Genomic DNA, 24,036 nt, shown 5'->3' with positions numbered 1-24,036 from the left:
CAGGCCCGTGCCGGCCCGTGCCAGGAGGAACCATGTTCCGCAGCGAGTACGCAGACGTTCCGGCCGTAGAACTCCCCATCCATGACGCGGTGTTGGCCCGGGCCGCCGAGTTCGGGGACGAACCCGCGCTGGTCGACGGCACGGACGGCACCACCCTCACGTACACCCAACTCGACGCGTTCCACCGGCGGATCGCGGCCGGCCTCGCGGACGCGGGTGTACGCAAGGGGGACGTTCTCGCGCTGCACAGCCCCAACACGGTCGCCTTCCCGCTGGCGTTCTACGCCGCCACGCGCGCGGGTGCCTCCGTCACGACGGTGCACCCGCTCGCCACCCCGGAGGAGTTCGCCAAGCAGTTGCGGGACTCGGCCGCCCGCTGGATCGTCACCCTGTCGCCCCTCCTGGGCACGGCACGCAGGGCGGCCGAACTCGCGGGCGGGGTCGAGGAGATATTCGTCTGCGACAGCGCGCCGGGGCACCGCTCACTGGCCGACATGCTCGGCTCCACGGACCCCGAGCCGGTGGTCGACATCGACCCGGTGACGGACGTGGCGGCCCTCCCGTACTCCTCGGGCACGACGGGCAGCCCCAAGGGCGTGATGCTCACGCACCGTCAAATAGCCACGAATCTGGCCCAGTTGGAGCCGGCGGTCCCCACCGGCCCCGGTGACCGCATCCTCGCCGTACTGCCGTTCTTCCACATCTACGGCCTCACGGCCCTGATGAACGCACCCCTGAGGATGGGCGCCGCGGTCGTCGTCCTCCCGCGCTTCGAGCTGGAGACCTTCCTCGCGGCCATCGAGAACCACCGCATCACCGGCCTCTACGTCGCCCCGCCGATCGTCCTGGCCCTCGCCAAACACCCCGCGGTCGCGCAGTACGACCTCTCGTCCCTGAAGTACATCATCAGCGCCGCGGCTCCCCTCGACGCGAACCTCGCCGCCGCCTGCTCCGAGCGCCTGGGCCTGCCGCCCGTGGGCCAGGCGTACGGCATGACGGAGCTCTCCCCGGGCACCCACGTGGTCCCCGTACGGGACATGGCCAGCGCACCCCCGGGGACCGTCGGCAAACTCATCGCCGGCACCGAGATGCGGGTCGTCGCCCTGGAGGACCCGGACAAGGACCTGGGCATCGGCGAGGCGGGCGAACTCCTCATCCGCGGCCCGCAGGTGATGAAGGGCTATCTGGGCCGCCCCGACGACACCGCCGCGATGATCGACCAGGACGGCTGGCTGCACACCGGGGACGTCGGCTACGTGGACGCGGGCGGCTGGACGTACGTCGTCGACCGGGTCAAGGAGCTCATCAAGTACAAGGGCTTCCAGGTGGCCCCCGCCGAGCTGGAGGCCCTCCTGCTCACCCACCCGGACATCGCCGACGCGGCGGTCGTGGGCGAGTACAACGACGACAACAACGAGGTCCCGCACGCGTACGTGGTCCGCCAACAGACCGCCGTGGACCTCCCGGAGCTGACTGAAGGAGAGGTCATGATGTACGTCGCCGAACGCGTCGCCCCCTACAAACGCGTTCGCCGGGTCACTTTCATCGACGCCGTCCCACGAGCCGCCTCCGGCAAGATCCTGCGCCGGGAACTGCGAGGCCGCTCATGACGTCGATCGGTCGTGCACGCGCGCGTGGCATCGAGACCCTGAGCCTGGACTCGCCGGCCACGCGGAACGCGCTGTCGGCGTCCCTGGTGGCCGAGTTGGCGGACGCGCTGACGGAGTGCGGCAAGGACGCCGACGTACGGGCGATCGTCCTCACCCACACCGGCAACACGTTCTGCGCGGGCGCGGACCTGCGGGACCCGCCGCCCCCGGAGGCACTGGTGGCCCTGCTCCGCCAGATTGTGGACGTCCCCAAACCGTTGGTCGCGAGGGTGACGGGCCACGTACGCGCGGGCGGCCTCGGCCTGCTGGCGGCCTGCGACATGGCGGCGGCATCCGCGGGGTCCACCTTCGCGTTCACAGAAGTACGGATCGGGGTGGCCCCCGCGGTGATCTCCCTCCCGCTCCTGCTCCGCACGGACCCGAGAGCCCTCGCCCGCTACTACCTCACCGGCGAACGCTTCGACGCGACGGAAGCGACTCGAGTGGGCCTGCTGACGACGGCGGCCGAGGACGTCGACGAGGCCCTCGAACCGATCCTCGACGGCCTGCGCCGATCCGCTCCCGAGGCCCTGGCCGAGACGAAACGGCTGCTCACGGCTAGGGTGCTGGAAACCTTCGACCGGGACGCGGCCGACCTGACCGCGCTCTCGGCACGGCTGTTCGCCTCCGCGCAGGCCCGCGAGGGAATGACGGCATTTCTCGAACGACGGGATCCCGCATGGGTGGTGTGAGCGCGACGACGGCGCCGGGCGCGGTCGACCGCAGACCCAAGCAGGACCGCAGCCGGGCCACCCGGCAGCGCCTCCTGGAAGCCGCCGTGTCCTGCCTCGCCGAACACGGCTGGGCAGGCTCCACGGTCTCCGTCGTGGCCGAACGCGCCGGCGTCTCCCGAGGCGCCGCCCAACACCACTTCCCGACCCGCGAGGACCTCTTCACGGCCGCCGTCGAGTACGTGGCGGAAGAACGCTCCACGGCCCTCCGGGCCCTGTTCCCCGACGGCGCCGAAGACCGACGCGTCGTCGTGGAGGCCCTGGTCGACCTCTACACCGGCCCCCTGTTCCGAGCCGCCCTCCACCTCTGGGTAGCCGCCTCGAACGAGGACCAACTCCGCCCCCGGGTAACAGAGTTGGAGGCGAAAGTAGGCCGAGAGACCCACCGAATCGCCGTAGACCTCCTACGCGCGGACGAGTCCAAGCCGGGCGCAAGAGAAACAGTCCAGGGCCTCCTGGACATGGCGAGGGGCTTGGGCCTGGCGAACCTGCTCACGGACGACAGAGGGCGCCGGGAGAGGGTGGTAGCCCAATGGGCAGCACTTCTGGAACACGCCTTGGGGTGATGCCCTCAGGGGCGCGGGGAACTGCGCGACCAGCCACATCAGGCCCGCAGTCGCCCACACACCTCAGGCCCCTCTTCAGTGGGCGATATCCCCAAACCCCTCGATCGACTCAGGCCCCCGCACGGCAGGCCCCACATACCGAGCAGACGGCCGCACCAACCGCCCCGTCCGCTTCTGCTCAAGAATGTGCGCCGACCACCCCGCAGTCCGCGCACACGTGAACATCGACGTGAACATGTGCGCAGGGACCTCTGCGAAGTCCAGCACGATCGCCGCCCAGAACTCGACGTTGGTCGCGAGCACCCGATCAGGACGACGGGAGTGCAACTCCGCCAACGCCGCCTTCTCCAACGCCTCGGCGATCTCGAACCGCGGCGCCCCCAACTCCCGCGCCGTACGCCGAAGAACCCGGGCCCGAGGATCCTCGGCCCGGTACACCCGGTGCCCGAACCCCATCAACCGCTCACCCTTGTCGAGCGCCTGCCGGACATACGCGTCCGCGTCCCCCGTCCGCTCGATCTCCTCGATCATCCCGAGCACCCGTGACGGCGCACCACCGTGCAGGGGCCCGGACATCGCACCCACGGCCCCGGACAGCGCGGCGGCGACATCGGCCCCGGTGGAGGCGATGACCCGAGCCGTGAACGTCGACGCGTTCATGCCGTGCTCGGCGGCGGACGTCCAGTACGCGTCCACGGCGGCGACATGCTTCGGGTCGGGCTCACCGCGCCACCGGATCATGAACCGCTCGACAACGGACTGGGCCTTGTCGATCTCGCGCTGCGGCACCATCGCGTTCCCCTGCCCGCGCGCGGACTGGGCGACGTACGACAGGGCCATCACGGCGGCGCGGGCGAGGTCGTCGCGTGCCTGCTCCTCGTCGATGTCGAGGAGGGGCCTGAGGCCCCACACGGGCGCGAGCATGGCCAGCGCGGACTGTACGTCGACGCGGATGTCCCCGGAGTGCACCGGGATCGGGAACGGCTCGGCGGCCGGCAGCCCGGGGTTGAAGGCGCCGTCGACGAGCAGCCCCCAGACGTTGCCGAACGAGACATGACCGACCAGGTCCTCGATGTCGACGCCCCGGTACCGCAGGGCGCCGCCTTCCTTGTCCGGTTCGGCGATCTCCGTCTCGAACGCGACGACTCCCTCGAGTCCAGGTACAAAGCCGGGGTCGGACATCAGGCGGCTCCTCATGCTGTGGCTCCACGGTCGCGCGGGACTCGCGGGCCGAAGATAGAGACATCAGCACCATAACGCCGAGTGCCACCCATGGGGAGGGTCCGCGGCACTGAGTGCCACCCGGACTCGTGGCCGTGCCCGCCCGTACGGCAAGATGACCGCCGTGACCGACCGCGATGCCACCGACCGTGATCCCATCGACCGCGATCCCCGCCTCGACCCCGCCGCGATGCGCAGGCAGTACCGCGTGGCGGGCATCGACGAGCACGACCTGGCAGCCGGCCCCATGGCACAGTTCGGCCGCTGGTTCGAGGAGGCGGCGCTCCAGGACCTGGTCTTCGAGCCGAACGCGATGGTCGTCTCCACCGCCGACGCCGACGGCCGCCCCAGCTCCCGCACGGTCCTCATGAAGCACTACGACGAGCAGGGCTTCGTCTTCTACACGAACTACGACTCTCGCAAGGCCCGCGAGCTGGGCGCCAACCCCTACGTGTCGCTGCTCTTCCCCTGGCACCCGATGGCCCGCCAGGTCCTGGTCACCGGCACCGCCCGCCGCACCGGCCGCGACGAGACCGCCGCGTACTTCCGCACCCGTCCGCACGGCTCCCAGCTCGGAGCCTGGGCCAGCACCCAGTCTTCGGTGATCGGTTCCCGGGCCGAACTGGAGTCGTCGTACGAGGAGTTGCTCGCCCGCTACCCCGAGGGCGAACAGGTTCCGGTCCCACCCCACTGGGGCGGCTTCCGCATCGCGCCCCGGACGGTCGAGTTCTGGCAGGGCCGGGAGAACCGCCTCCACGACCGCCTGCGCTACACCGCCGAGCAGGACGGCAGTTGGCACGTGGACCGGCTGAGCCCGTAGGTCCCCGGGAACGCAGGCGACCCGCGAGCTCAGGTCCCTCCGCCTGACGGCGGGGGAGCCGGCCGGACGTACCGGCGAGCTCGCGGGTCGGGTGACTGCGTTGGGTTAGGCCGGTTGCGTGCGACTCGCACACGCTGGTCCGGCGCCGAACCGAGTACGACGGCGGGCCACTAGCCCGCAGTCACCTCTTCCGTCCGGTATTCATACATCTGCCGAACCACCTCCTTTCCGAAGTACTCGCCACCCTAAGAACCTCCCGCCGACGGATCAACCGTTTTTAACGAGACCTGAATCGGCTGGACGCGCATGCGCCGGTCATCTAGGTTCCCGGCGCATGACCGACCTTCGTATGACCGACCTTCGTATCGAGCCGGTGGACGCGGACGACGAGACCGCGCTCCGGGACTGGCGTCACGTCCACAACCTGATCGTGCCGCCCGCCGCGATGTCCCTCGACGAGGTGCGGGAGCGGAGCGGGCGCAACCGGCTGGAGAACGCCTACCTGGGGGACGTGCTCGTGGGGTGCTCCACCGTGCGTCCCCCGGAGGGCGGAGTGGCGACCGTCATCGCGCGCGTGCTGCCCGAGTTCCGCCGCCGGGGCCACGGAACCGCCCTCTACGAAAACGGCCTCACGCGCGCGCGTGCGCTCGGCGCCGGGTCGGTCGAGACCGTGGTGCTGGCCGCCAACGCGGACGGGGCGCGGTTCGCGGAGGCCCGGGGTTTCGTCGAGACCGAGCGCTATGTCCTGGACGGCGAGACCGACCTGTGGATCACGTTGCGGCTGGCGTAGGCCACGGCAGGACCGTCAGTTCCGGCCAGGTCTCCCGCCAGCGGGCCGTCTTCGTCTCGTAGACCTCTCGCGGTGCCAGGACCGGGTTCGGCCGTACGACGAGGCCGAAGACGTCGGACAGGCCGTGCGGGGCGTACACGCGCCAACTGCCGTCCTCCTTCAGGCGTACGGCCAGGCAGCAGGTCGTCGCCGCGAAGGAGTCGATCGCGGCCTCCACGGAGTCGTACGGCGGGCACGGGGTGCCGAATTTCTCCTCGTACCAGAGGTGGACGCGGGCCTCGTTGCGGATCTCGACCTCGGCGGGCAGGCCCGCGTACGCTTCGCGGCCTGCCCGGATCACCTTGTCCTCGGCCTCCCAGGACAGGTCCGTGGCGTCGTGGTAGAAGACGTCGTAGTCCTTGATGCCGTGGGTCGGGGGACGGTCCGTGACCGTGTTCCAGATGGTTTGGAAGAGGCAGCCCGCGGTCAGGTACCAGTTCGGGAGACCGAGGGCCGCGGTGCGCTCGAGGATCTCCAGGAGAGTCTCGTTGCGGGACAGCGTCGTGCGCAGCGCGGTGAGTTGTTCGTCGAGCGGGAGGCGGGCGACGGGCATCAGGCGAGTGTGCCGGTGTCCGGTCGGTGTCGTACAACGATTCCCTCAATCTTGCGGGAACTCGGTGTGTGCTGCGTCACGTTCGAGTTGAATGAGGGGGAGTGAGTGAACCGACGCGTCGTGTCCGCGGACGCAGCCTGCAGGGGGTCCAGGTGAGTGCTTCCCGGCGTAGTGGGACCACCGACGAATTGGGTCCCGACGAGCCCGAGCGGGACGGCGGGCCCGAAGGCGTCGGTGGATCGGATCTGTTGGCCGCGTTGCTGGACGGAATGGACGCGGCGCTGTGCGCCTTCGACGCGGACGGGGTGCTGACCCACTGGAACCGCGAGGCGGAGCGCATCCTGGGCTGGACCGCGGCCGAGGCCGTGGGACGGCACGGGCTGGCCGGGTGGGCCGTACGCCGTGCGGACGCCGAGGAGGTCGAGGGGCGGCTCATGTCCGCCATGCGGGCGCCCGGGCGGCAGGTCAACGAATTCGCCCTCCTGACGAAGGACGGCGGACGGGTGCTCGTGCGGACCCAGTCCGCCGCCGTGCGCGGGCCGGACGGGAAGCCCGCCGGCATCTACTGCGCCTTCAGCGAAGTGCATGCCCAGATCGACCTGGAGCGGTCCATCGCCCTGAGCGAGGCACTGTTCGAGGACGCCTCCTGGGGAGTCGTGCTCGTCGACGCCGATCTACGGCCCGCCGTCGTCAACGCGCATGCCGCCCGCGCGCTCGGCACCGGCCGCACCTCCGTCCTCGGGCGGCCCCTCGGCGAACTGCTCACCCAGGGCGTCGAGGAACTGGAGGCCGCGCTCACGCACGTCCTCGCCGAGGGCGCGCCGCCGGCGCCCGCCGAGATCTGGGTGAGCGTACGGACAGCCGAGGGCAACCTGCGGCGCTGCTGGCGCAGCGGCTTCCTGCGGCTGGCCTCGCCGCTCACCGAGGAACCGGTGCCGCTCGGCGTCGGCTGGCTCTTCCAGGACGTCACCGAGGCCAAGCAGATCGAGCAGGAGGCCTCGCTGCTGCGCTTCCGCGCCCAGCAACTGCACCGTGCCGCCCGCGCCGCCGCCGAGTGCGAGGACCCGCGCGACGCGGCGACCGTCCACCTCGACTTCGCCCTCGCCGGCTTCGCCGACCACGCCCTGGTCGACCGGGTCGCGGGCGGATCGTTGAACGATGCTGACGCCCTCCGCGGCAATGACGGTGACGCACTCCGTAGTACGGCATCCGTACGGCTGATCCGGGTCGCCGCCACCCCCACCGGAGCCCCCGGACCCAGCCTGCTCAGCGGCGCCGCCGGGCTGCCCGTGCGCTACGGAGAGGGCCATCCCGCCCTGCAGTGCGTCGAACGAATCGGCTCCGTGCGCGCCAGCATCGGCACCGTCCCGCCCGAACAGGCCCGCGAGTGGGCCCGGGTCCGGCAGTGGCCCACGGACGCCGTGCACGCCCTGTGCGCGGTACTGCGCAGCCGGGGACGGACGCTGGGCGTCGTGACGTTCCTACGGGGCGCCGGGCGCAGCCAGTTCGAACGGTCCGACTCGATCTACGCCGAGGACGTGGCCGTACGGATCGCGGCGGCGCTGGACCTGGCGGGGGCGGCGGGCGAGAAATAGCCGACCCGTAGGGGCTCAGTACTGGTGGAAGAGCCGACCTGTAGGGGCTCAGTACTGGTAGAAGATCCGGTCCCGGTACTCCTCGAAGACCCGGCCGTTCCACGCGTGGCCGCCGTCCACGTTCCCGGAGCGCAGCAGCGGCGGCTCGATGCCGCGCTCGGCGAGGGTCGCGGCGGCTGTCGCCATGACCGCCTGGAGGAGGGCCGCGGTGACGACCGTGGAGGCGGGGGCGAAGGGGGCCGGGATGGTGTCGAGGGTGAGTTCCGCGTCGCCGATCGCGATCTTCGAGTCGAGGACGACATCGCAGTGGTCCTTGAGGTACGTCCCGGAGACGTGCCGTGACGTCGTCTCCGAGGCGTACGCCACCGATGTCACGCCGATGACCCGGACGCCGAGGGAGCGGGCCTTCATGGCCATCTCGACGGGCAGGGCGTTGCGGCCCGACAGGGAGATGATCACCAGGGCGTCGCCGGAGCGCAGCGGTGACGTCTCCAGGACGACGCTCGCGAGGCCGTCGACGCGCTCCAGGGCGGAGCCCAGCGTGGCCGGCATGACGTCGACGCCGACGACTCCGGGGACGGTGAGCAGGTTCATCAGGGCGAGTCCGCCCGCGCGGTAGACGACGTCCTGCGCGGCGAGGGAGGAGTGCCCGGCACCGAAGGCGAAGAGCCGTCCGCCGCCTGCCACCGTGTCCGCGAGGAGCGTGCCGGCCGCCCGGACGGGCTCGGCCTCTTCGTCGCGGACCCGCTGGAGGAGGGTGATCGCGGCGTCGAAGAACTGGCCGGCCGGCGTACGGTCGCTCATGCGGAAGTCCCCTCGGTGAGTTTGTGTCGCGGATCACCGTGCGGTCTGGACCAAGGGGATGTCAATACGGCGACAGCACGTCTCCGGGGGCCGCCGCGGGCGGTTGTAACCGGCTGGTTTCAGCGGCGCGGCACGGTTGTCAGTGGTATGCGTCAGAATTGAGTCCAGGGCCAGCGCACGCGCCGCGGAGCCGTCGAGCTTCGGGCAGAGGTAATCGAGGGGCACGTATGTCCGGACTGATCGACACCACGGAGATGTATCTCCGCACCATCCTCGAGCTGGAGGAGGAAGGTGTGGTCCCCATGCGCGCCCGCATCGCCGAGCGGCTCGACCAGAGCGGGCCCACGGTGAGCCAGACGGTGGCGCGCATGGAGCGCGACGGCCTGGTGGCCGTGGCCAGCGACCGCCATCTGGAGCTGACCGACGAGGGCCGCCGGCTCGCCACGCGTGTGATGCGCAAGCACCGGCTCGCCGAGTGTCTGCTCGTCGACGTGATCGGCCTGGAGTGGGAGCAGGTGCACGCCGAGGCCTGCCGCTGGGAGCACGTGATGAGCGAGGCCGTGGAGCGCCGCGTGCTGGAGCTGCTGCGCCACCCCACCGAGTCGCCGTACGGCAATCCGATCCCCGGGCTCGAGGAGCTGGGCGAGAAGGACGGGGCCGACCCGTTCCTCGACGAGGGCATGGTGTCGCTGGCCGACCTCGACCCGGGGGTCGACGGCAAGACGGTCGTCGTGCGCCGGATCGGCGAGCCCATCCAGACGGACGCGCAGCTCATGTACACGCTGCGCCGGGCGGGCGTGCAGCCCGGCTCGGTGGTGAGCGTGACGGAGTCGGCCGGCGGGGTGCTGGTGGGCAGCGGCGGTGAGGCGGCCGAGCTGGAGTCGGAGATCGCCTCGCATGTGTTCGTCGCCAAGCGCTGAGCCGCTCGCTGAGCTGCGGTTCGTTCAACTCGTGGGGCGCGAGGGGTAGTTGTGGCGTCCGGCCGGCCCCCCGGGCGATGTCGGCGAATCCGAGATTCGGTGCGCTGAATCGCAGCGCTCAGGCGCTGCGCGTGCCAGGCTGTCGCGTGAGGCATATGACCGTGAGGGGGCGGGAGGATGTGCCGCGATCGTGGAGAGGGCCCCGGCGCCGTGCGGCGCCGGGGCCTGTCCTCCCCTGTGCTGACCCGGAGCCCCGAGCTCTCAAGGTCATTCCCTTCGGACCGGTTTCCCCGAGCGGTCCGCCTCCCGCTGAAGATCTCCCCTCGGCGGCGGCGATCATTCCTTGGGCCGGGTCACTCGAACGAGGGGTGTTGCGGCCGGGGGCAGCATTTTCGAATCTGTATTCGATAACCTGTGGATGATGAAACGCGCGGGGCGTGACCTGTAGGAAGAGACGAGCAAGAGAAGAGACAGAAGCAAGAACGAACGGCACAAGCGGCAGAGCGTGGCTAGGGGGGTGCCAGGACCAATGGCGCGGCGCATCGACGTGACCGGAGCAGGCGGCGTACGCCTGGCCGCATGGGAGTTCGCGGACCCGCCCAAGTCGGGGGAGATCGAGCGTGCACCCGGAGTTCTCTTACTGCACGGCCTGATGGGCCGTGCCTCGCACTGGGCGCCCACCGCCCGCTGGCTCTCCGAGCGGCATCGCGCCGTCGCACTCGACCAGCGCGGCCACGGCCAGAGCGAGAAGCCGCCGCAGGCGGCCTTCACCCGCGAGGCCTACGTCGAGGACGCGGAGGCGGCGCTGGAGCAACTGGGGCTTGCTCCGGCCGTTCTCGTCGGGCACGCGATGGGGGCGCTCACCGCGTGGCAGCTCGCCGCGAAGCGGCCCGATCTGGTGCGGGGGCTGATCATCTGTGACATGCGGGCGTCCGCGCTGGGAGCGGCCTCGCAGCGGGAGTGGGCCGACTGGTTCAAGTCCTGGCCCGTTCCCTTCGCCACGCTCGCGGATGTCCGCAAGTGGTTCGGTGAGGACGACCCGTGGGTGGAGCGGCCGAATCCGTCCCGGGGGGAGTTCTACGCCGAGGTCATGCAGGAGTCTCCCGACGGGTGGCGGCCGGTGTTCGAGCCGGAGCAGATGTTGAAGTCGCGGGAGACGTGGGTGTACGACGCGCACTGGGAGGAGCTGGCCCAGGTGCAGTGTCCCGCCCTGGTGGTGCGGGGGCTGGACGGGGAGCTGGGGCGGGCCGAGGCGCAGGAGATGGTGCGGGTGTTGCCTCGGGGGGAGTATGCGGAGGTTGCCGATGCCGGGCATCTGGTGCACTACGACCAGCCGTCGGCTTGGCGGGCGGCTGTCGAGCCGTTTCTTGACGGGGTGCTGGTGTGAGATCGCCCAGGAGCTCGGGGGGGTGCGGTTGTTCGGCGGCTGCGGGTACGTCGTGGTTGCTCGCGCCCCGCGGCGGAGCCGCTGATGTACACAGCCCCGCGCCCCTCAAGGCAAAGGCCCATAACTCAGCCCTTGCTTACCGCCGTCAGGATCTCCGGCAACCGTCTCGCCGTTCCCGGGGCTGCCAGGCGTAGGCCCGCATAGGTGATCGCAGCCCCGTAACCCGCCCCCACCGGCAGCAGCACCCAGCTCCACTGGTCGCCCTCCGCGCTGACGTTGGACCAGATGGTGAGGGCGATGACGGGGGCGCAGAGGAGGGCCGCCGAGATCATGCCGCCGAAGATGGAGATCCAGGCGAGGCCGGCCTGGCCGGGGGCGACGTTCTTGTGGGTGCCCTGGGGGATCGAGTAGGGGAAGCGGGCCGAGGTCCAGGCGCCGGTGGCGAGCATCGCGCCGAGGAGGGCGAAGGAGAGGCCGAGGACCTCCGGCAGCCGGGCCCAGTCGCCGAGCAGCGCTGTCGTCAGGACGGTCACGAGGGCCGCGTACGGCAGGGTGATCACCAGCAACGCGAGGGCACGGGCCCGGAGTTCGACGTAGGCGTCCCGTGTGGTGGAGATCGTCATCGCGACCATCCAGAACGCGGAGGTGTCCTGGCCGAACTGGTTGTACATCTGGATGCCGAGCATCCCGGCGGCGAAGCACGCGAAGTAGACCGAGCCGGTGCCCTGCAAGGCGTTGAACACCGGCACGATCAGGCCGATCGCCAGCGAAGTCACCCACGCGGCCTTGGTCTTGGGGTCGCGCCAGACGTAGCGCAGGCTGCGTTCCATGACCGTGCCGGTGCGCCCGGACGGGAGGAGACGGGCCAGACCGCCGGCGGACGCCTTGTCCTTCACGGCCGGTTCGGCGGACTGGAGGGTGGAGCCGTCGGGCGAGGTCATCAGTTGGGTGAGGCTGCGCGACCAGAGGATCAGCAGGGTCGCCAAAGCACCTGCGGACAGCGCGAGTTGAGTGACCGCCAGGCCGTACGACCCCTTGCTCACCGAGTCCACCGCGCCGACCGCCGACGCCGGCGGCACCCAGCGCAACACCTCGGCCGCCGGGTCGAGTTGGGCCAGCCCGGACGAACCCAGGCGCTGTGCGCCGAAGTTGACCAACTGCACCCCGACCGCGATCACCAGCCCGCTCAGCACCGCCAGGTCCCGGCCCTTCCTGCTGGTCAGCAGGCGGATGTTGGCGGCGGCGACGGCCCGGGCGAGGGCCACGCAGATCAGCAGGGCGAGCAGCAGCGCCGGGACCGCCGTGACGTACGCGGCGGTGCCGTGCGCGACCGCGATCACCGACCCGAGCAGCAGCACCAGCGTGAACAGCGGCCCGATGCCGACCAGCGAGGCCACCAGCAACGCCCGTACGAGAGACCGGGGTTGGAGGGGCAGCATCACCAGGCGGGTGGGGTCGAGGGTCTCGTCGCCGGACGGGAAGAACAGCGGCATCACCGCCCAGCCCAACCCCAGGACCGCCACCAGGAGGACGACCACGGAGACCGCGTGCGCCTCCCCGCGCAACGAGATCAGCCCGAGCAACTGGAGCGCCGCGAAGAGCAGCGCCACGACCGCCGACACGACATAGGCGACCCGCCGGCCACCGGACTGCCGTAGACCATTGCGCAACAACGACAGCTTCAGTCGTACGACGACGGGGGTGATCGAGGCGGATGCCGTGGCGCCGTCGCTCATCGGGTACCGCCGCCCAGCCAGTCGAGGTCCGAGCTGTGGTCGCGGGCGCCCGCGCCGACGAGTTCGAGGAACGCCTGCTGGAGCGTGGGGGATTCGCCGCGGACCTCGGCGAGGGTGCCCTGGGCGCGGATGCGGCCGGCGGCCATCACGGCGACCCAGTCGCAGAGCGACTCGACGAGTTCCATGACGTGGGAGGAGAAGACGACGGTGGCGCCGGAGGCGGTGTAGCGCTCCAGGACGCCCCGGATGGTCTGCGCGGAGACCGGGTCGACGCCCTCGAACGGCTCGTCCAGGAACAGGACTTCGGGATTGTGGAGGAGAGCGGCGGCGAGCCCGATCTTCTTGCGCATGCCGGTCGAGTAGTCGACGACGAGCTTGTGCTGGGCACCCGCAAGGTCGAGCACGTCGAGCAACTGCGTGGCCCGCTTGTCGACCTCGGCCCCGGGCAGCCCCCGCAACCGCCCGCTGTAGCCGAGGAGTTCGCGTCCTGACAGTCGTTCGAAGAGCCGTAGACCTTCCGGCAGCACCCCGATCCGCGCCTTCACGGCCACGGGATCCGCCCAGACGTCGTGCCCGACGACCGAGACGCTCCCCTGATCGGGCCGCAGCAACCCGGTCACCATGGAGAGGGTCGTGGTCTTCCCGGCTCCATTGGGCCCGACCAGCCCGATGAACTTCCCGGCAGGCAACTCCAGATCGATCCCGGCAACAGCGACTTGCTGCCCAAACCGCTTCCAGAGCCCACGCACACTTACAGCCGACGTCATGGAAGCCAACCCTAGGGGCGCGGGGCTGTGTTCGATATGCGGCTCCGCCGCGTGGGCGCGACCAGCCCCCGCCGAACCCGCACCCGCAGAACTACCGATCCCGACCGCACGCGTAGGCGAGCGGCGAGATCAACTCCTCCGCATCCGGCAGCCAACGGTTCGCAGCGGTAGGCCGGCAGGCCCACTGCACAGCTCCCCGAGACCCGAACCGCGTGGGCGGCGCGGCCACATACCCACCCTCACCCAGCACCACAAGATCAAGGGAAGCCGGCGCCCACCCGATCCGCCGCACCAGATCCGGCACCTTCACCGAAGCCCCCGGCAGCACGAAGAACTCCATCCGCCGATCCGGAGTCAACGACACGGGACCCAGCGTCAACTCCATGCGCTCCATCCGGGCCAGCGCCAGGAACCCCGAACTCTCCGGAACGGAAATCGCGTCGAACGTCCGCCCCGTGGGCAGCAGAATCGACGCCCCCGGCTGCTTCTGCCACATCCGCCGCGCGACCGTCGCACTGCCGGTCGCCTGCGAAGCCCAGTCCTCACGCGCCGGGTGTGCGCCGGGTGCGGCGCACGCGGCGTCGTCGCACGAGCAGCGCTGCACCCCGTCGACGGCTTCCAGCCAGGTGCCGGGGAAGACGTCCCAGTGGCGCTCCTCGGCGTAGCGTACGGCTGTCTCCAGCAGCGATTCCCCGCGCTGCTTCGGAATCTGAGCGGCTTCGGTGCCCGCGATCGTCTCTTCCACGCCCAACACAACTCCCGCACCCACCTCGGGTTACGGCTGTAGCGCGCGCGGGGGAGGAGCATCGATTCCGCAACTGGGGCGCATGGATGCATGTGCGGGGGCGCGCGGGAGGAACGACGGCGGGAGTTGGGTAGCCACCTGTGGGGCGGGCACCAGGTTTTACCCCGGCATTCCTCGCATGCTTCGCATTTTCGCCATGTTCGCTGGGCATTGATCTTCACGGCCGGATCTTTTCGCTTCAGGGGTTGTTCCCAGGGGGTACGCCATGGCCGCAAGGCCACTTGTCGCGCGGCAGCCGAACGAACGGCTGCAGGCGCTCATCCAGGAGGCGGGGTGCTCGAACGCCGGGCTGGCCCGCCGGGTCAACATGTGCGGCGCCGAGCACGGTCTCGACCTGCGCTACGACAAGACGTCCGTGGCCCGTTGGCTGCGGGGACAGCAGCCGCGCGGGCGGGCTCCGGCGATCATCGCCGAGGCGCTGGGCCGCAAGCTGGGCCGTACGGTCACGATCGACGAGATCGGCATGGCCAACGGCAAGAACCTCGCGTCGGGCGTGGGCCTGCAGTTCTCGCCGACCGTCCTCGGGGCCATCGAGCAGGTGTGTGAGCTGTGGCGCAGTGACGTGGGGCGCCGGGACTTCCTGTCGGGTTCGTCGGTGGCCGCGTCCGCGCTGGTCGAGCCGAGCCGTGACTGGCTGATCTCCTCGCCGGACTCGCAGGTCGCCCGCGCGGCCGGACCGCGCGTCGGGCAGTCCGACGTGGCGGCGGTCCGCGCGATGACCCAGGCGCTGAGCGACCTGGACCACCAGTACGGCAGCGGGCATGTGCGCCCGGTCGTCGTGCACTACCTCAACAGTGTCGTCTCCGGCCTGCTGGCGGGGTCGTACCGGGAGGCCGTGGGGCGTGAACTGTTCGCCGCCGTCGCCCGGTTGACGGAACTCGCCGGCTACATGGCCGTCGACACCGGTCAACCGGGCCTGGCACAGCGGTACTACATCCAGGCGCTGCGCCTCGCCCAGGCGGCGGGCGACCGCGGCTACGGCGGGTACGTCCTGGCCGCGTCCATGAGTCACCTCGCCGCGCAGCTCGGAAACCCGCGTGAGATCGCGCAGTTGGCGCGCGCGGCGCAGGAGGGGGCGCGTGGACGCGTGACCCCGCGGGCCGAGTCGATGTTCTACGCGGCGGAGGCGCGCGGGCACGCCCTGATGGGCGACGCGCGGTCGGCGCAACTGGCGTCGGGGCGCGCGGTGAGCGCGCTGGACGCGGCGGATCCGTCGTCCGGGGACGACCCGGCGTGGATCGGACACTTCGACGAGGCGTATCTCGCCGACGAGTTGGCGCACTGCCACCGGGATCTGGGGCAGGCCGAGGCGGCGGCCAGGTGCGCGCAGGAGTCCCTGGACGGGCACCCGGAGTCGCGGGCGCGCCGCCGGGCCATCGGATATGTGCTGCTGGCGAGCGCGCAGGTGCAGCAGCGCGAGGTCGAGCAGGCCTGCAACACGGGCCTGAAAGCGGTGGAGTTGCTCGGTTCGCTGCGCTCCAACCGGGGCGCCGAGTATCTGGACGACTTCCAGCAGCGCCTGGAGCCGTACCGGGACGAGCCGGTGGTGCGGGAGTTCGGGGCGCGGATGGAGTTGCAGGCCGCCGCGTGAACAGGGAGTGAACGAAGCTTCTGATGGTCTTCCGGTGGTGAAAGGGGGGCGTACAGCGGGATGTGAAGCGGTTGTTGGGGCGGATGAGGGTCCGGAGGTGTTACCGGGGTCACAAGTGGAGAGGTCCAGTCCAGTGCTGCGTGGCATCGGACTCGGGGTACCCGGTAGCGTGAACCGACGATCCCGAAGGTCCCCCATTCGTAGGAGTCCCGGTGACGCAGAGTGGACAGGGCGAGGAGCCCTCGGCGCGGCCCGCGCGCGAAGGCATCGTGCTGCCCTCCGACGGAGGCGCACCCCTCCTGCCGGGTATGACGGGCGGACACGGTGACCAGCGGTCGGGCGGGCAGCCCGCGACAGCCTCCCCGGCGGGCGGCCAGTCGTGGGGCGGGTCCTGGGGCCCGGACCAGCAGCAGGACCCACAGCACCACCATCAGCACCAGGCCCCGGCCCCGCCGCCGGGCCAGGGCTGGGGCGACCCGCAACAGCAACAGCAGCCACCGCAGCAGTGGGGCGCCGGTCCCGAGCTGCCCGCTCCGGCGCCCTGGGGCGCCCAGGAGGGCATCCCGGGCCAGCCGGGGGCGCTGCCCCCGGAGAGCGCCCAGCACGCGGCCTACGGCGTGCAGCAGCAGTCGTACGCACAGGAGTACTCGTCGGGATACGCCCCGGAGCCCGCTGCCGGGTACATAGGGGCGGGCTACGCGTCCGACCAGGTGTCGGGGACACCTCAGTCCGCGGGCCAGGGTTACGGAACCGGCGCCCAGGCCTATGGATACGGACAGGGCGCTTCCGGTTCGGGCCCGGCTCTGCCGGCCGCCGCCGCGTCCGCGTTCCCGAGCGCACCGCTGCCGCCCGCCGACGAGGGCGCGACGCAGTACATCCCGCCGGTGGTCAACATGCCCGGCGACGAGGGTGCCACCCAGTTCCTGCCGCCGGTCCCCGCCGCCGCCATGGACGAGGGGGCGACGCAGTACATCCCGCCCGTCGTGTCCGGGGCGCTGCCGCCCGAGGTGCCCGCGGGCCCGATGCCGCAGGCTTCGCATCCCGACGCGCAGCCCACGCAGTTCCTCCCGCCGGTGCCCGCGCAGGGCGGCGCTCCCGGGTACGGGGCGCGGCCGGGCGGGCCGGACGACCGGCAGCCGCCCGCCGAGTTCGACAACCTCTTCCGCAGCGACGCCGGAGGCGAGCAGCCGGCCGCGTCCACGCAGCAGATGCCCCGCTTCCAGCAGCCGCCGCGGGCCGAGCAGCCGGGCTACGCGCAGGCCCAACCGCCGTACGCACAGCCGCAGTACGGGCAGCAGTCGTACGCCCAGCCGTCGTACGTCCCGCCCGGGCAGGACGGCGGACGGGGTGCAGCGCAGGGCGACGACGGCGGTCACGGCGGGCGCCGTTCGAGGGTGCCGCTGATCGCCGGGGTCGGGGTCGGTATCGCGATCCTCGGGGTCGGCGCGGGGGCGCTGCTCAGCGGGGGCGGCGGCAAGAGCGACGCCAACAAGACGGTCGCCGCCACGTCGGCCGCGACGGACGGTTCCTCGTCGGCGGGCACCGACGCCGCCAAGCAACAGGCCGTCGCCCTGGACAAGTTGCTCGCCGACAGCGGCAGCAGCCGCGCCTCGGTGATCAGCGCCGTGGGCAATGTGAAGGCCTGCGACAAGCTGGACGACGCGGCCTCCGATCTGCGGGACGCGGCCACCCAGCGCACCGAACTGGTCACGAAACTCTCGCAGTTGACGGTCGACAAGCTGCCCGGCAACGCGGCCCTGACCACCGCCCTCACCAACGCGTGGAAGGCGTCCGCGTCGGCCGACACCCACTACGCGGCCTGGGCCGACCAGGCGGCCGGCAAGAAGGGCTGCAAGAAGGGCCAGGCCCGCACCACAGGCCAGACCGCGGCCGGCAACGCGGCGAGCGGCGTCGCCAGCAACCAGAAGGTCAAGGCCGCCGCCCTCTGGAACACGATCGCGAAGACCTACGGCCTGACCCAGCGCCAGCCGACCCAGCTCTGAGGAGGCGGAGACCTGGGCCGGCGTCAGTTCAGATCGGCGTCGCCCAGCGTCTTCGTCATATCGAAGAAGCCCTTCTTCGCGGACACCAGGACACCCTTCCGTACGACCTGAAGGGTCACGGCCGCATTGACCAGCCGGGCCAGTCCCACCGAGGCGAGGTCGTCGTCGTGGGAACTCCACTGCAGCGTCGGCGTGAGCCCGCCCGTGTCGACCTTCACGCCGTCGTCGAGGGCGCGCCGCACGGTGTCGGCGGTGATGTCACCGCTGCCGAGCGAGTTCACGACGGTCTTGAACGCGCTGTACGCGATCCAGGTGGTCTGCACCCCCGCGTCCGCCGGGTCGATCCGGTTGTCGCCGAAGGCCACCTCGTCGACGGCCTTCTTCATCGGATTCCAGCGCGCGTCGCTCGCCACCGGGTACCAGCCGGTGATGTACGACCCCTCGTACGGCCCGGACTGCCCGCCCGTCGAGTTGATCTCGGTCTGGTCGACGCTGCCGAGGACGGTCGCGGCGTGCACCGCGGGATAGTCCTGGCGGTCGCGTCGGAAGGAGTCCATGAAGGTGTCGGTACGGTCCCCGAGCGAGGGCACCACACAGCCCTCCTTGCCCGAGCCGCCGCTCGCGCTCTTCAGGGCGCTGACCGACTGGCTGGAGTACTCGGTGGCGTCGTCGGCCGCGAGCTGGTCGGTCGCCGCGGCGTGGCCGCCCGCCGCGAGCCCGGCGTTCAGCAGCGGGGGCAGGTCGTCGCCGGCGATGGAGTCCGGCCGGACGAGGGTGACCCGGCCGCAGGTCGTGGCGAGTTCCTTGCCGAGGCCCGCCAGGAGCGAGGGCTGGCCGCCGTTGACGGGGTAGGACAGGGCGCGGGTGAACTCCTCGGTCGTGACGCCGTAGCCGCCGATGTACGGGATGCCGGCGCCCTCCAGCGGGGCGAAGTAGGAGTCGCTGAACTCGCTGTAGGAGCCGACGACCGCGACCACGTTCTCCTTCACGGCCTCCCGGGCGCACTTCGCCGCTGACACGCTGGTGTTGTGGTCGTTGCAGGTCAGGACCTTGAGTTTGCGGCCGTTGATACCGCCGTGCTTGTTGATCCACTTCGCGTACGCCGTCGCCATGGCGGGCATGCCGGGCTTGTTGGTCGCGTTGGTGTCCCAGGGCGCCCAGGTCATGACGGTGATCGAGCCGTCCCCGGAGCCCCCCGTGACCCCGGGGATGACCCCGCAGCCGGCCACGAGCGACGCGCATGCCCCCAGAGCCGCCGCCGACATGACGGTCGCTCTGACGGGCCGGGTGAAGGTGGGGAGGAAGGTGCTGCGGTTGCGTCGCCTGCCTGTCATGGACAGACACGCTTCCGCCACACCACTAACCGGGGAGTGACTCCGGGTCAACGATTGGTGACTTGGAGGTGAATTACGGGGGGTGTTCCTGTGTATGTGACGAGGAACGTACGATCGATGACCGTGCAAGCTCCGGAGAACTCTTCCCGTCGCCCCCGTCGCTCCTCCACCATGGGCGGCATGCCACTGAACGACATGCCCTGGTGGCGCTGGCGCAGCAACGTGCGTTCCGCGCTGCACATGCTCTCGGACCCGGCCTTCCAGAGAGACGTCTGGCTGGCCGGTGTCGACGGCTACGGTGACGTCACCGACGCCGTCTACCGCCTCGTCGAGGACACCTGGCTCGACAACTGGTCCGCCGAGAAATACGTCGGCACGATCTTCCGCGACTCCCAGGAGGCGGCCCTCGTCGACACGGCCGTCCTGCGCGTCCTGCGGATCATGCACCAGGTCGGCCCGGACGCCCATGTCTCCGTGTACGTCGACCACGAGGCGTGGCCGGACGCGGTGCGGGCGGCGCGGGACGCGCATGTGCGGATGGCGGTGAGCGACGGGGACGACCCGGAGGCACCGCCGCGCACGCTCGAGGTGCTGCAGATCATCACGCGGTCCGCGTAGGGGTGGGTTTCGGGTTCGTCGTCGGCTGCGGGTGCGTCGTGGTTGCCCGCGCCCACGCGGCGGAGCCGCATATCGATACAGTCCCGCGCCCCTTCGTAACGCGCCGTTCGTTCAGCCGGTCCGGGTGGCGGACGGCGGTCCCTCTGTTCAGGGGGATATGGGACCCTGTCCCGCATGAATGCGCAGTCCACCGCCGCCGCGGCGCCCGCCGACCAGTACGTCCTCACCCTGTCGTGCCCCGACAAGCAGGGCATCGTGCACGCCGTGTCGAGCTACCTCTTCATGACCGGCTGCAACATCGAGGACAGCCAGCAGTTCGGGGACCACGACACGGGACTGTTCTTCATGCGCGTCCACTTCTCGGCGGAGTCGCCGGTGACCGTGGAGAAGCTGCGCGCGAGCTTCGCGGCGATCGGTGACGCCTTCCACATGGACTGGCAGATCAACCGGGCCGCGGACCGGATGCGTGTCGTGCTCATGGTCAGCAAGTTCGGGCACTGTCTGAACGACCTGCTGTTCCGGGCCAGGATCGGTGCGCTGCCGGTGGAGATCGCGGCCGTGGTGTCCAACCACACGGACTTCGCCGAGCTGGTGGACTCGTACCACATTCCCTTCCACCACATCCCGGTGACGAAGGAGACCAAGGCCGAGGCGGAGGCGCGGGTCCTGGACCTGGTCCGTGAGGAGAACGTCGAACTCGTCGTCCTCGCGCGCTACATGCAGGTCCTCTCCGACGACTTCTGCAAGGCGCTCAGTGGCCGGATCATCAACATCCACCACTCCTTCCTGCCGAGCTTCAAGGGTGCGAAGCCGTATCACCAGGCGCACACGCGGGGCGTCAAGCTGATCGGGGCCACGGCCCACTATGTGACCGCCGACCTCGACGAAGGGCCGATCATCGAGCAGGAGGTCGAGCGGGTGGGGCATGACGTGACGCCGGACCAGTTGGTGGCGATCGGCCGCGACGTGGAATGCCAGGCACTGGCCCGAGCCGTGAAGTGGCACGCCGAACGCCGGATTCTGCTCAACGGGCGCCGGACCGTGGTGTTCGCCTAGGAGCTCGGGGGCTCGCGTCCGGGGGCGGCTGCGGGTGCGTTGTGGCTGGTCGCGCCCACGCGGCGGAGCCGCACATTGACACAGCCCCGCGCCCCTGGAACTGGGCCCGAGTTACGAAGGGGCGCGGGGAACTGCGCGACCAGCCCCCACCGAACCCGCACCCACCGACGAATCCGCACCCACCCCCTACATCCGGCTCAACGACGCGGTGGCGAACAGCACATCCCGAATCGCCTCCCGGTCACCGAGCTGCCCCGCAGCCGCCTCCTCCGGCGACACATGCCCCGCGGCCAAGTGGCAGAACTCCACACCGTCCAGGGCGACATGGGCCACCTCCCGCTCGGCGGAGCCAACCGCCCCGGGCGAGTCGAGGGAGATCAACCACTCACCCCCACCATGCCCCTCGATCTCCAGCCGAAGACTCCGCCCGGGCTCCCCCACCCCGACCAGATGCCTCCCCCCGCCCGGCGAAGCCAACCCGTGCCGCCGCCGCTCGGCCAGCACCAACGGCAACATCCGCGCCGCCAGATCGATCATCCGGTTCAGATACCGGGGAGACGGCGGCTCGTACGGGTAGTCCACCGCCTCCGCGATGTCCTCCGCGTGCACCCAGCACTCAAAGGCCCGGTCGAGCATCGCATCGTGCAACGGAAGCTCGAAGTCCCCGTAGGAGACGGCGAGTTTGCCGGTGCTGCCGCCGGTGAACGACACCGTGCGCACGATGTTGTGGCTCTGCTCGCGCCAGGGCGGCCGGATGGACCGGGTCGGCGGGAAGTGCGACGACTTCCAGTACGCCTCGGTACGCGAGGCCGGCGTCGCCGCCTTGCCGACTTCCCCGGTCAGCGGGTCGTCGAGCCCCAGCGCCGCCGCGACCAGCCCGTCGACGGTCAGCAGATGCGCGATCACCCCGGCGACGGTCGTACGACGGCTCGTCGGCCCCTCGCCCTCGAACCAGCGCAGCCGCACGGGCGCGTGCCACTCGGCGTCACCTATGTCCTGCAGCAGGGCGTCCAGCCGCGCGGTCTCGGCGTCGTACGGCGTCGCCCACTCCGGCACCGGAATGCGCGGCGGCCGGCGGTCGAAGGAGCCGGTGAGGACGCGGGTGCGCAGGCCGGGGTCGAGGTCGAGGGACTCGACGGGGTGGAGGAGTCCGACCGCGCCGCGCAGCCGCAGCGCCTCGTCCGCGCAGGCGCCGCACTCGCCGAGGTGTTCCTCGACGGCAGCCGTCTCCGCCGCCGAGCACGCGGCCAGCGCCCACGCGCCGAGCAGCGCCTTCAGCACCCGGTGCTCCAGAACCAGCGGCACGGCCCGGACCTCGGACACGTCGAGCTCGGGCAGCGGACGCCCACCGTCCTCCACGGAGGCACGCGGCATCGGAATCCACGCCGGCTCACCCGCACCGTCCGCGGACCCACCGTCCACGGAACCGCCACCGGAGCCGGAGCCGTCACCGGAATCGCCCGCTCCGCCGCGCGAGCCGTCACCGCCACCGCTCACGGAACCGCCATCGTCACCGGAACCGCCCGCCCCACCCCGCAGGCCATCGTCGCCGTCGCCGTCACCGTCGTCGTTCACCGAACCGCCGTTCCCGGAGCCGCCGTTCACAGAGCCGTCGCCGTCCTCGGAGCCTCCGGACCCACCCGGACCCCGGCTCCCCGCCCCACCCTGCGCCGGCACGACCTCCTCACCTTCCCCGGCCCCTTCGCCGTACGCGTCGTACCTCTCGGTCCCTTCGAAGTCCTCCCGCCACGCGTCCGTCACGTGCCACCCCCCGCTCCCGGCGGTGCGCCGGCGTCATGGGCGGTGGAGAGGAGCTGGAGGCCCAGGCGGAGGCGGCGGCGGGCCTCGTCCTCGGTGACGCCGAGGTCGACGGCGGTCTGGCGGTAGTCACGGCGCTCGAAGTAGGCGAGCTCCAGGGCGGCCCGCAGCGGGGCGGGCATCGACGTGACGATGTAGTCGGCGCGGGCGGCGACGGAGGCGCGGCGGACCCTGCGCTCCAGCTCCTCGGTGGAGCCCTCCCCGCTGTGGGCGAGGGCGACGGTCTCGGTGGCGCGCAGCCGCTGCACGGCGAGGCGGTGGGTCAGCGCGGCCACCCAGGAACGCAGCGGGCCCTGCTTGGGGTCGTAGGCGTCGGGGTGCTCCCACACCTGCGCGAAGACCTCGCGGGTGATGCCGTCGGCGGCGCGCTCGTCGCCCAGGACGCGGTGGGCCAGGGAGTGCACGAGGGAGGCGAAGCGGTCGTACAGCTCACCGAGGGCCGCCGCCTCGCCGCGGGCCAGCCGCTGCTGCATCTTGCGGTCCCAACGGGGCGGTGCGTCCTTCGTCGCCATGCGGCCCCCTCACCGTGTCCGTGCCCGAGCCAAGCGTGCGCTCACCGTCTCTTCGAATGTAGTGGGCACGTCTGACAGCGCACCCCCCATTCTGCAATTGCACGCCCCCGGAGGGCCGCGAGTGGTAACGGATCTGCGCCTACCCCACCCACATCTGATCGAACAGGATCGAAGGGGACTAGAACAAGCCTCTTCCGACCGGTTTCCGTTTCTGTCCCCGTGTTTCAGGGAACGGCCGCTGGGCAGCCGCGCTGCAAGGAAGCGTAGGTACGGCTTCCGTTTCCGGACGGTCTCCGGGAGTTCCGGCTAGCGAAAGGCGCGATGGTGGCCTTCACAGTGAACGACGGCGAGCGCGGCGGCTGGTCCGTACTCCTCGTGTCCGGCGAACTGGACCTGGTGACGTCGCCGGTGCTGCGCCAGCGGGTGCACGACGTGGTGGCCGAGGGGCAGCACAGCCTGGTCCTGGACCTCTCCGAGGTGCTGTTCTGCGACTCCAGCGGCGTCGGCGTGCTCATCGCCGCGCGCCGCCTCATCCGCTCCTGCCAGGGACACCTGCGCGTGGTCCTCCCCGCCCAGGGCGCGGTCGACGGCTCGCACGTCAACCGGGTCCTCGGTGCCCTCGGGGTGCGCCGCCTCTTCGACGTCCACCCCGATGTGATGACGGCCACAGAGGACGAGCCCGAGGACGAGGCGGACCCCCTCTCGGCGTGACGCGTCGGTT

Annotated in this window: 22 protein-coding genes; 13 read left to right on the top strand and 9 right to left on the bottom strand. The window is 71.0% G+C overall.

Annotated features, from left to right (window positions below; all coding sequences use genetic code 11):
• The first annotated feature begins 32 nt into the window (after positions 1 to 32).
• Genes OG223_RS23480 through OG223_RS23470 form a run of 3 tightly spaced genes read left to right on the top strand, consistent with a single transcriptional unit; the run spans position 33 to position 2,946 of the window.
• Positions 33 to 1,610, top strand: coding sequence for a 4-coumarate--CoA ligase family protein (locus OG223_RS23480; RefSeq protein WP_329251961.1), 1,578 nt, complete (start codon positions 33 to 35; stop codon positions 1,608 to 1,610).
• Positions 1,607 to 2,341, top strand: coding sequence for an enoyl-CoA hydratase family protein (locus tag OG223_RS23475; protein WP_329251958.1), 735 nt, complete (start codon positions 1,607 to 1,609; stop codon positions 2,339 to 2,341). Before OG223_RS23480 ends, OG223_RS23475 begins: the two co-directional genes overlap by 4 nt.
• Positions 2,329 to 2,946 (top strand): TetR/AcrR family transcriptional regulator, encoded by a 618-nt coding sequence (locus OG223_RS23470; protein WP_329251955.1) that lies wholly within the window; start codon positions 2,329 to 2,331, stop codon positions 2,944 to 2,946. The genes OG223_RS23475 and OG223_RS23470 overlap by 13 nt, the downstream gene beginning before the upstream one ends.
• A gap of 75 nt (positions 2,947 to 3,021) precedes the next feature.
• Here the strand turns inward: OG223_RS23470 and OG223_RS23465 are convergent, their stop codons facing one another.
• Positions 3,022 to 4,128 carry a citrate synthase 2 gene (locus tag OG223_RS23465; RefSeq protein ID WP_329251952.1) on the bottom strand — a complete coding sequence of 369 codons (1,107 nt, stop codon included), beginning with the start codon at positions 4,126 to 4,128 and terminating at the stop codon, positions 3,022 to 3,024.
• A 154-nt stretch (positions 4,129 to 4,282) separates the two neighbouring features.
• Here OG223_RS23465 and pdxH point away from each other — a divergent pair, with 154 nt between their 5' ends.
• Positions 4,283 to 4,987 carry a pyridoxamine 5'-phosphate oxidase gene (pdxH, locus tag OG223_RS23460; RefSeq protein WP_443073735.1) on the top strand — a complete coding sequence of 235 codons (705 nt, stop codon included), beginning with the start codon at positions 4,283 to 4,285 and terminating at the stop codon, positions 4,985 to 4,987.
• Positions 4,988 to 5,321: 334 nt separating this feature from the next.
• Positions 5,322 to 5,777 carry a GNAT family N-acetyltransferase gene (locus tag OG223_RS23455; RefSeq protein WP_329251951.1) on the top strand — a complete coding sequence of 152 codons (456 nt, stop codon included), beginning with the start codon at positions 5,322 to 5,324 and terminating at the stop codon, positions 5,775 to 5,777.
• On the opposite strand, the gene OG223_RS23450 is transcribed toward OG223_RS23455, so the two are convergent.
• Positions 5,758 to 6,369 (bottom strand): nucleotidyltransferase family protein, encoded by a 612-nt coding sequence (locus tag OG223_RS23450; protein WP_329251948.1) that lies wholly within the window; start codon positions 6,367 to 6,369, stop codon positions 5,758 to 5,760. The genes OG223_RS23455 and OG223_RS23450 overlap by 20 nt on opposite strands.
• Positions 6,370 to 6,521: 152 nt before the next feature.
• Between OG223_RS23450 and OG223_RS23445 the strand changes: the two genes are divergently transcribed.
• The gene (locus OG223_RS23445) at positions 6,522 to 7,964 is read left to right on the top strand and encodes a PAS domain-containing protein (RefSeq protein WP_329251945.1); all 1,443 of its coding nucleotides are present in this window, start codon (positions 6,522 to 6,524) and stop codon (positions 7,962 to 7,964) included.
• 48 nt (positions 7,965 to 8,012) lie between these two features.
• Here OG223_RS23445 and OG223_RS23440 read toward each other — a convergent pair whose 3' ends face one another.
• Positions 8,013 to 8,768, bottom strand: coding sequence for an SIS domain-containing protein (locus OG223_RS23440; RefSeq protein ID WP_329251942.1), 756 nt, complete (start codon positions 8,766 to 8,768; stop codon positions 8,013 to 8,015).
• Positions 8,769 to 8,995: 227 nt separating this feature from the next.
• Here OG223_RS23440 and OG223_RS23435 point away from each other — a divergent pair, with 227 nt between their 5' ends.
• Positions 8,996 to 9,688 (top strand): metal-dependent transcriptional regulator, encoded by a 693-nt coding sequence (locus tag OG223_RS23435; protein ID WP_019057324.1) that lies wholly within the window; start codon positions 8,996 to 8,998, stop codon positions 9,686 to 9,688.
• Between the two features lie 529 nt (positions 9,689 to 10,217).
• Positions 10,218 to 11,075: an alpha/beta fold hydrolase gene (locus tag OG223_RS23430; RefSeq protein WP_329251939.1), complete on the top strand. Its 858-nt coding sequence runs from the start codon at positions 10,218 to 10,220 to the stop codon at positions 11,073 to 11,075.
• 125 nt (positions 11,076 to 11,200) lie between these two features.
• Here the strand turns inward: OG223_RS23430 and OG223_RS23425 are convergent, their stop codons facing one another.
• The 3 genes from OG223_RS23425 to OG223_RS23415 form a co-directional block, all read right to left on the bottom strand.
• Positions 11,201 to 12,811 (bottom strand): transporter, encoded by a 1,611-nt coding sequence (locus OG223_RS23425; RefSeq protein WP_329251936.1) that lies wholly within the window; start codon positions 12,809 to 12,811, stop codon positions 11,201 to 11,203.
• Positions 12,808 to 13,578, bottom strand: coding sequence for an ABC transporter ATP-binding protein (locus OG223_RS23420; RefSeq protein WP_078652842.1), 771 nt, complete (start codon positions 13,576 to 13,578; stop codon positions 12,808 to 12,810). Before OG223_RS23420 ends, OG223_RS23425 begins: the two co-directional genes overlap by 4 nt.
• Positions 13,579 to 13,669: 91 nt before the next feature.
• The gene (locus OG223_RS23415; RefSeq protein WP_329251933.1) at positions 13,670 to 14,323 is read right to left on the bottom strand and encodes a bifunctional DNA primase/polymerase; all 654 of its coding nucleotides are present in this window, start codon (positions 14,321 to 14,323) and stop codon (positions 13,670 to 13,672) included.
• A 265-nt stretch (positions 14,324 to 14,588) separates the two neighbouring features.
• On the opposite strand from OG223_RS23415, the gene OG223_RS23410 reads away from it, so the two are divergent.
• Positions 14,589 to 15,974 carry a transcriptional regulator gene (locus tag OG223_RS23410; protein ID WP_200688915.1) on the top strand — a complete coding sequence of 462 codons (1,386 nt, stop codon included), beginning with the start codon at positions 14,589 to 14,591 and terminating at the stop codon, positions 15,972 to 15,974.
• A 212-nt stretch (positions 15,975 to 16,186) separates the two neighbouring features.
• Positions 16,187 to 17,977 (top strand): hypothetical protein, encoded by a 1,791-nt coding sequence (locus OG223_RS23405; protein ID WP_329251927.1) that lies wholly within the window; start codon positions 16,187 to 16,189, stop codon positions 17,975 to 17,977.
• A 23-nt stretch (positions 17,978 to 18,000) separates the two neighbouring features.
• Here OG223_RS23405 and OG223_RS23400 read toward each other — a convergent pair whose 3' ends face one another.
• A complete protein-coding gene (locus OG223_RS23400; protein ID WP_329251924.1) occupies positions 18,001 to 19,311 on the bottom strand; it encodes an ABC transporter substrate-binding protein in 1,311 nt (436 codons plus the stop codon).
• Between the two features lie 117 nt (positions 19,312 to 19,428).
• On the opposite strand from OG223_RS23400, the gene OG223_RS23395 reads away from it, so the two are divergent.
• Together OG223_RS23395 and purU are read left to right on the top strand one after the other, a co-directional pair.
• The gene (locus OG223_RS23395) at positions 19,429 to 19,929 is read left to right on the top strand and encodes an SCO4402 family protein (RefSeq protein WP_329251921.1); all 501 of its coding nucleotides are present in this window, start codon (positions 19,429 to 19,431) and stop codon (positions 19,927 to 19,929) included.
• A gap of 174 nt (positions 19,930 to 20,103) precedes the next feature.
• Complete coding sequence (gene purU, locus OG223_RS23390) at positions 20,104 to 20,985, top strand: formyltetrahydrofolate deformylase (protein WP_329251919.1); 882 nt, start codon at positions 20,104 to 20,106, stop codon at positions 20,983 to 20,985.
• Between the two features lie 186 nt (positions 20,986 to 21,171).
• On the opposite strand, the gene OG223_RS23385 is transcribed toward purU, so the two are convergent.
• On the bottom strand, positions 21,172 to 22,359 hold the full coding sequence (locus OG223_RS23385) for a zf-HC2 domain-containing protein (RefSeq protein ID WP_329265428.1): 1,188 nt from the start codon (positions 22,357 to 22,359) through the stop codon (positions 21,172 to 21,174).
• A 383-nt stretch (positions 22,360 to 22,742) separates the two neighbouring features.
• Positions 22,743 to 23,315, bottom strand: a complete 573-nt coding sequence (locus tag OG223_RS23380) for a sigma-70 family RNA polymerase sigma factor (protein WP_329251915.1) — start codon at positions 23,313 to 23,315, stop codon at positions 22,743 to 22,745.
• A 321-nt stretch (positions 23,316 to 23,636) separates the two neighbouring features.
• Between OG223_RS23380 and OG223_RS23375 the strand changes: the two genes are divergently transcribed.
• Positions 23,637 to 24,026 (top strand): STAS domain-containing protein, encoded by a 390-nt coding sequence (locus OG223_RS23375; protein ID WP_329251912.1) that lies wholly within the window; start codon positions 23,637 to 23,639, stop codon positions 24,024 to 24,026.
• Positions 24,027 to 24,036 lie beyond the last annotated feature (10 nt).

Origin of the sequence: Streptomyces sp. NBC_01478 (genome assembly GCF_036227225.1) — a bacterium.
GTDB lineage: Bacteria > Actinomycetota > Actinomycetes > Streptomycetales > Streptomycetaceae > Streptomyces.
Note: the sequence above shows the minus strand (reverse complement) of the source record. Positions and strands in the feature narration are given on the sequence as shown.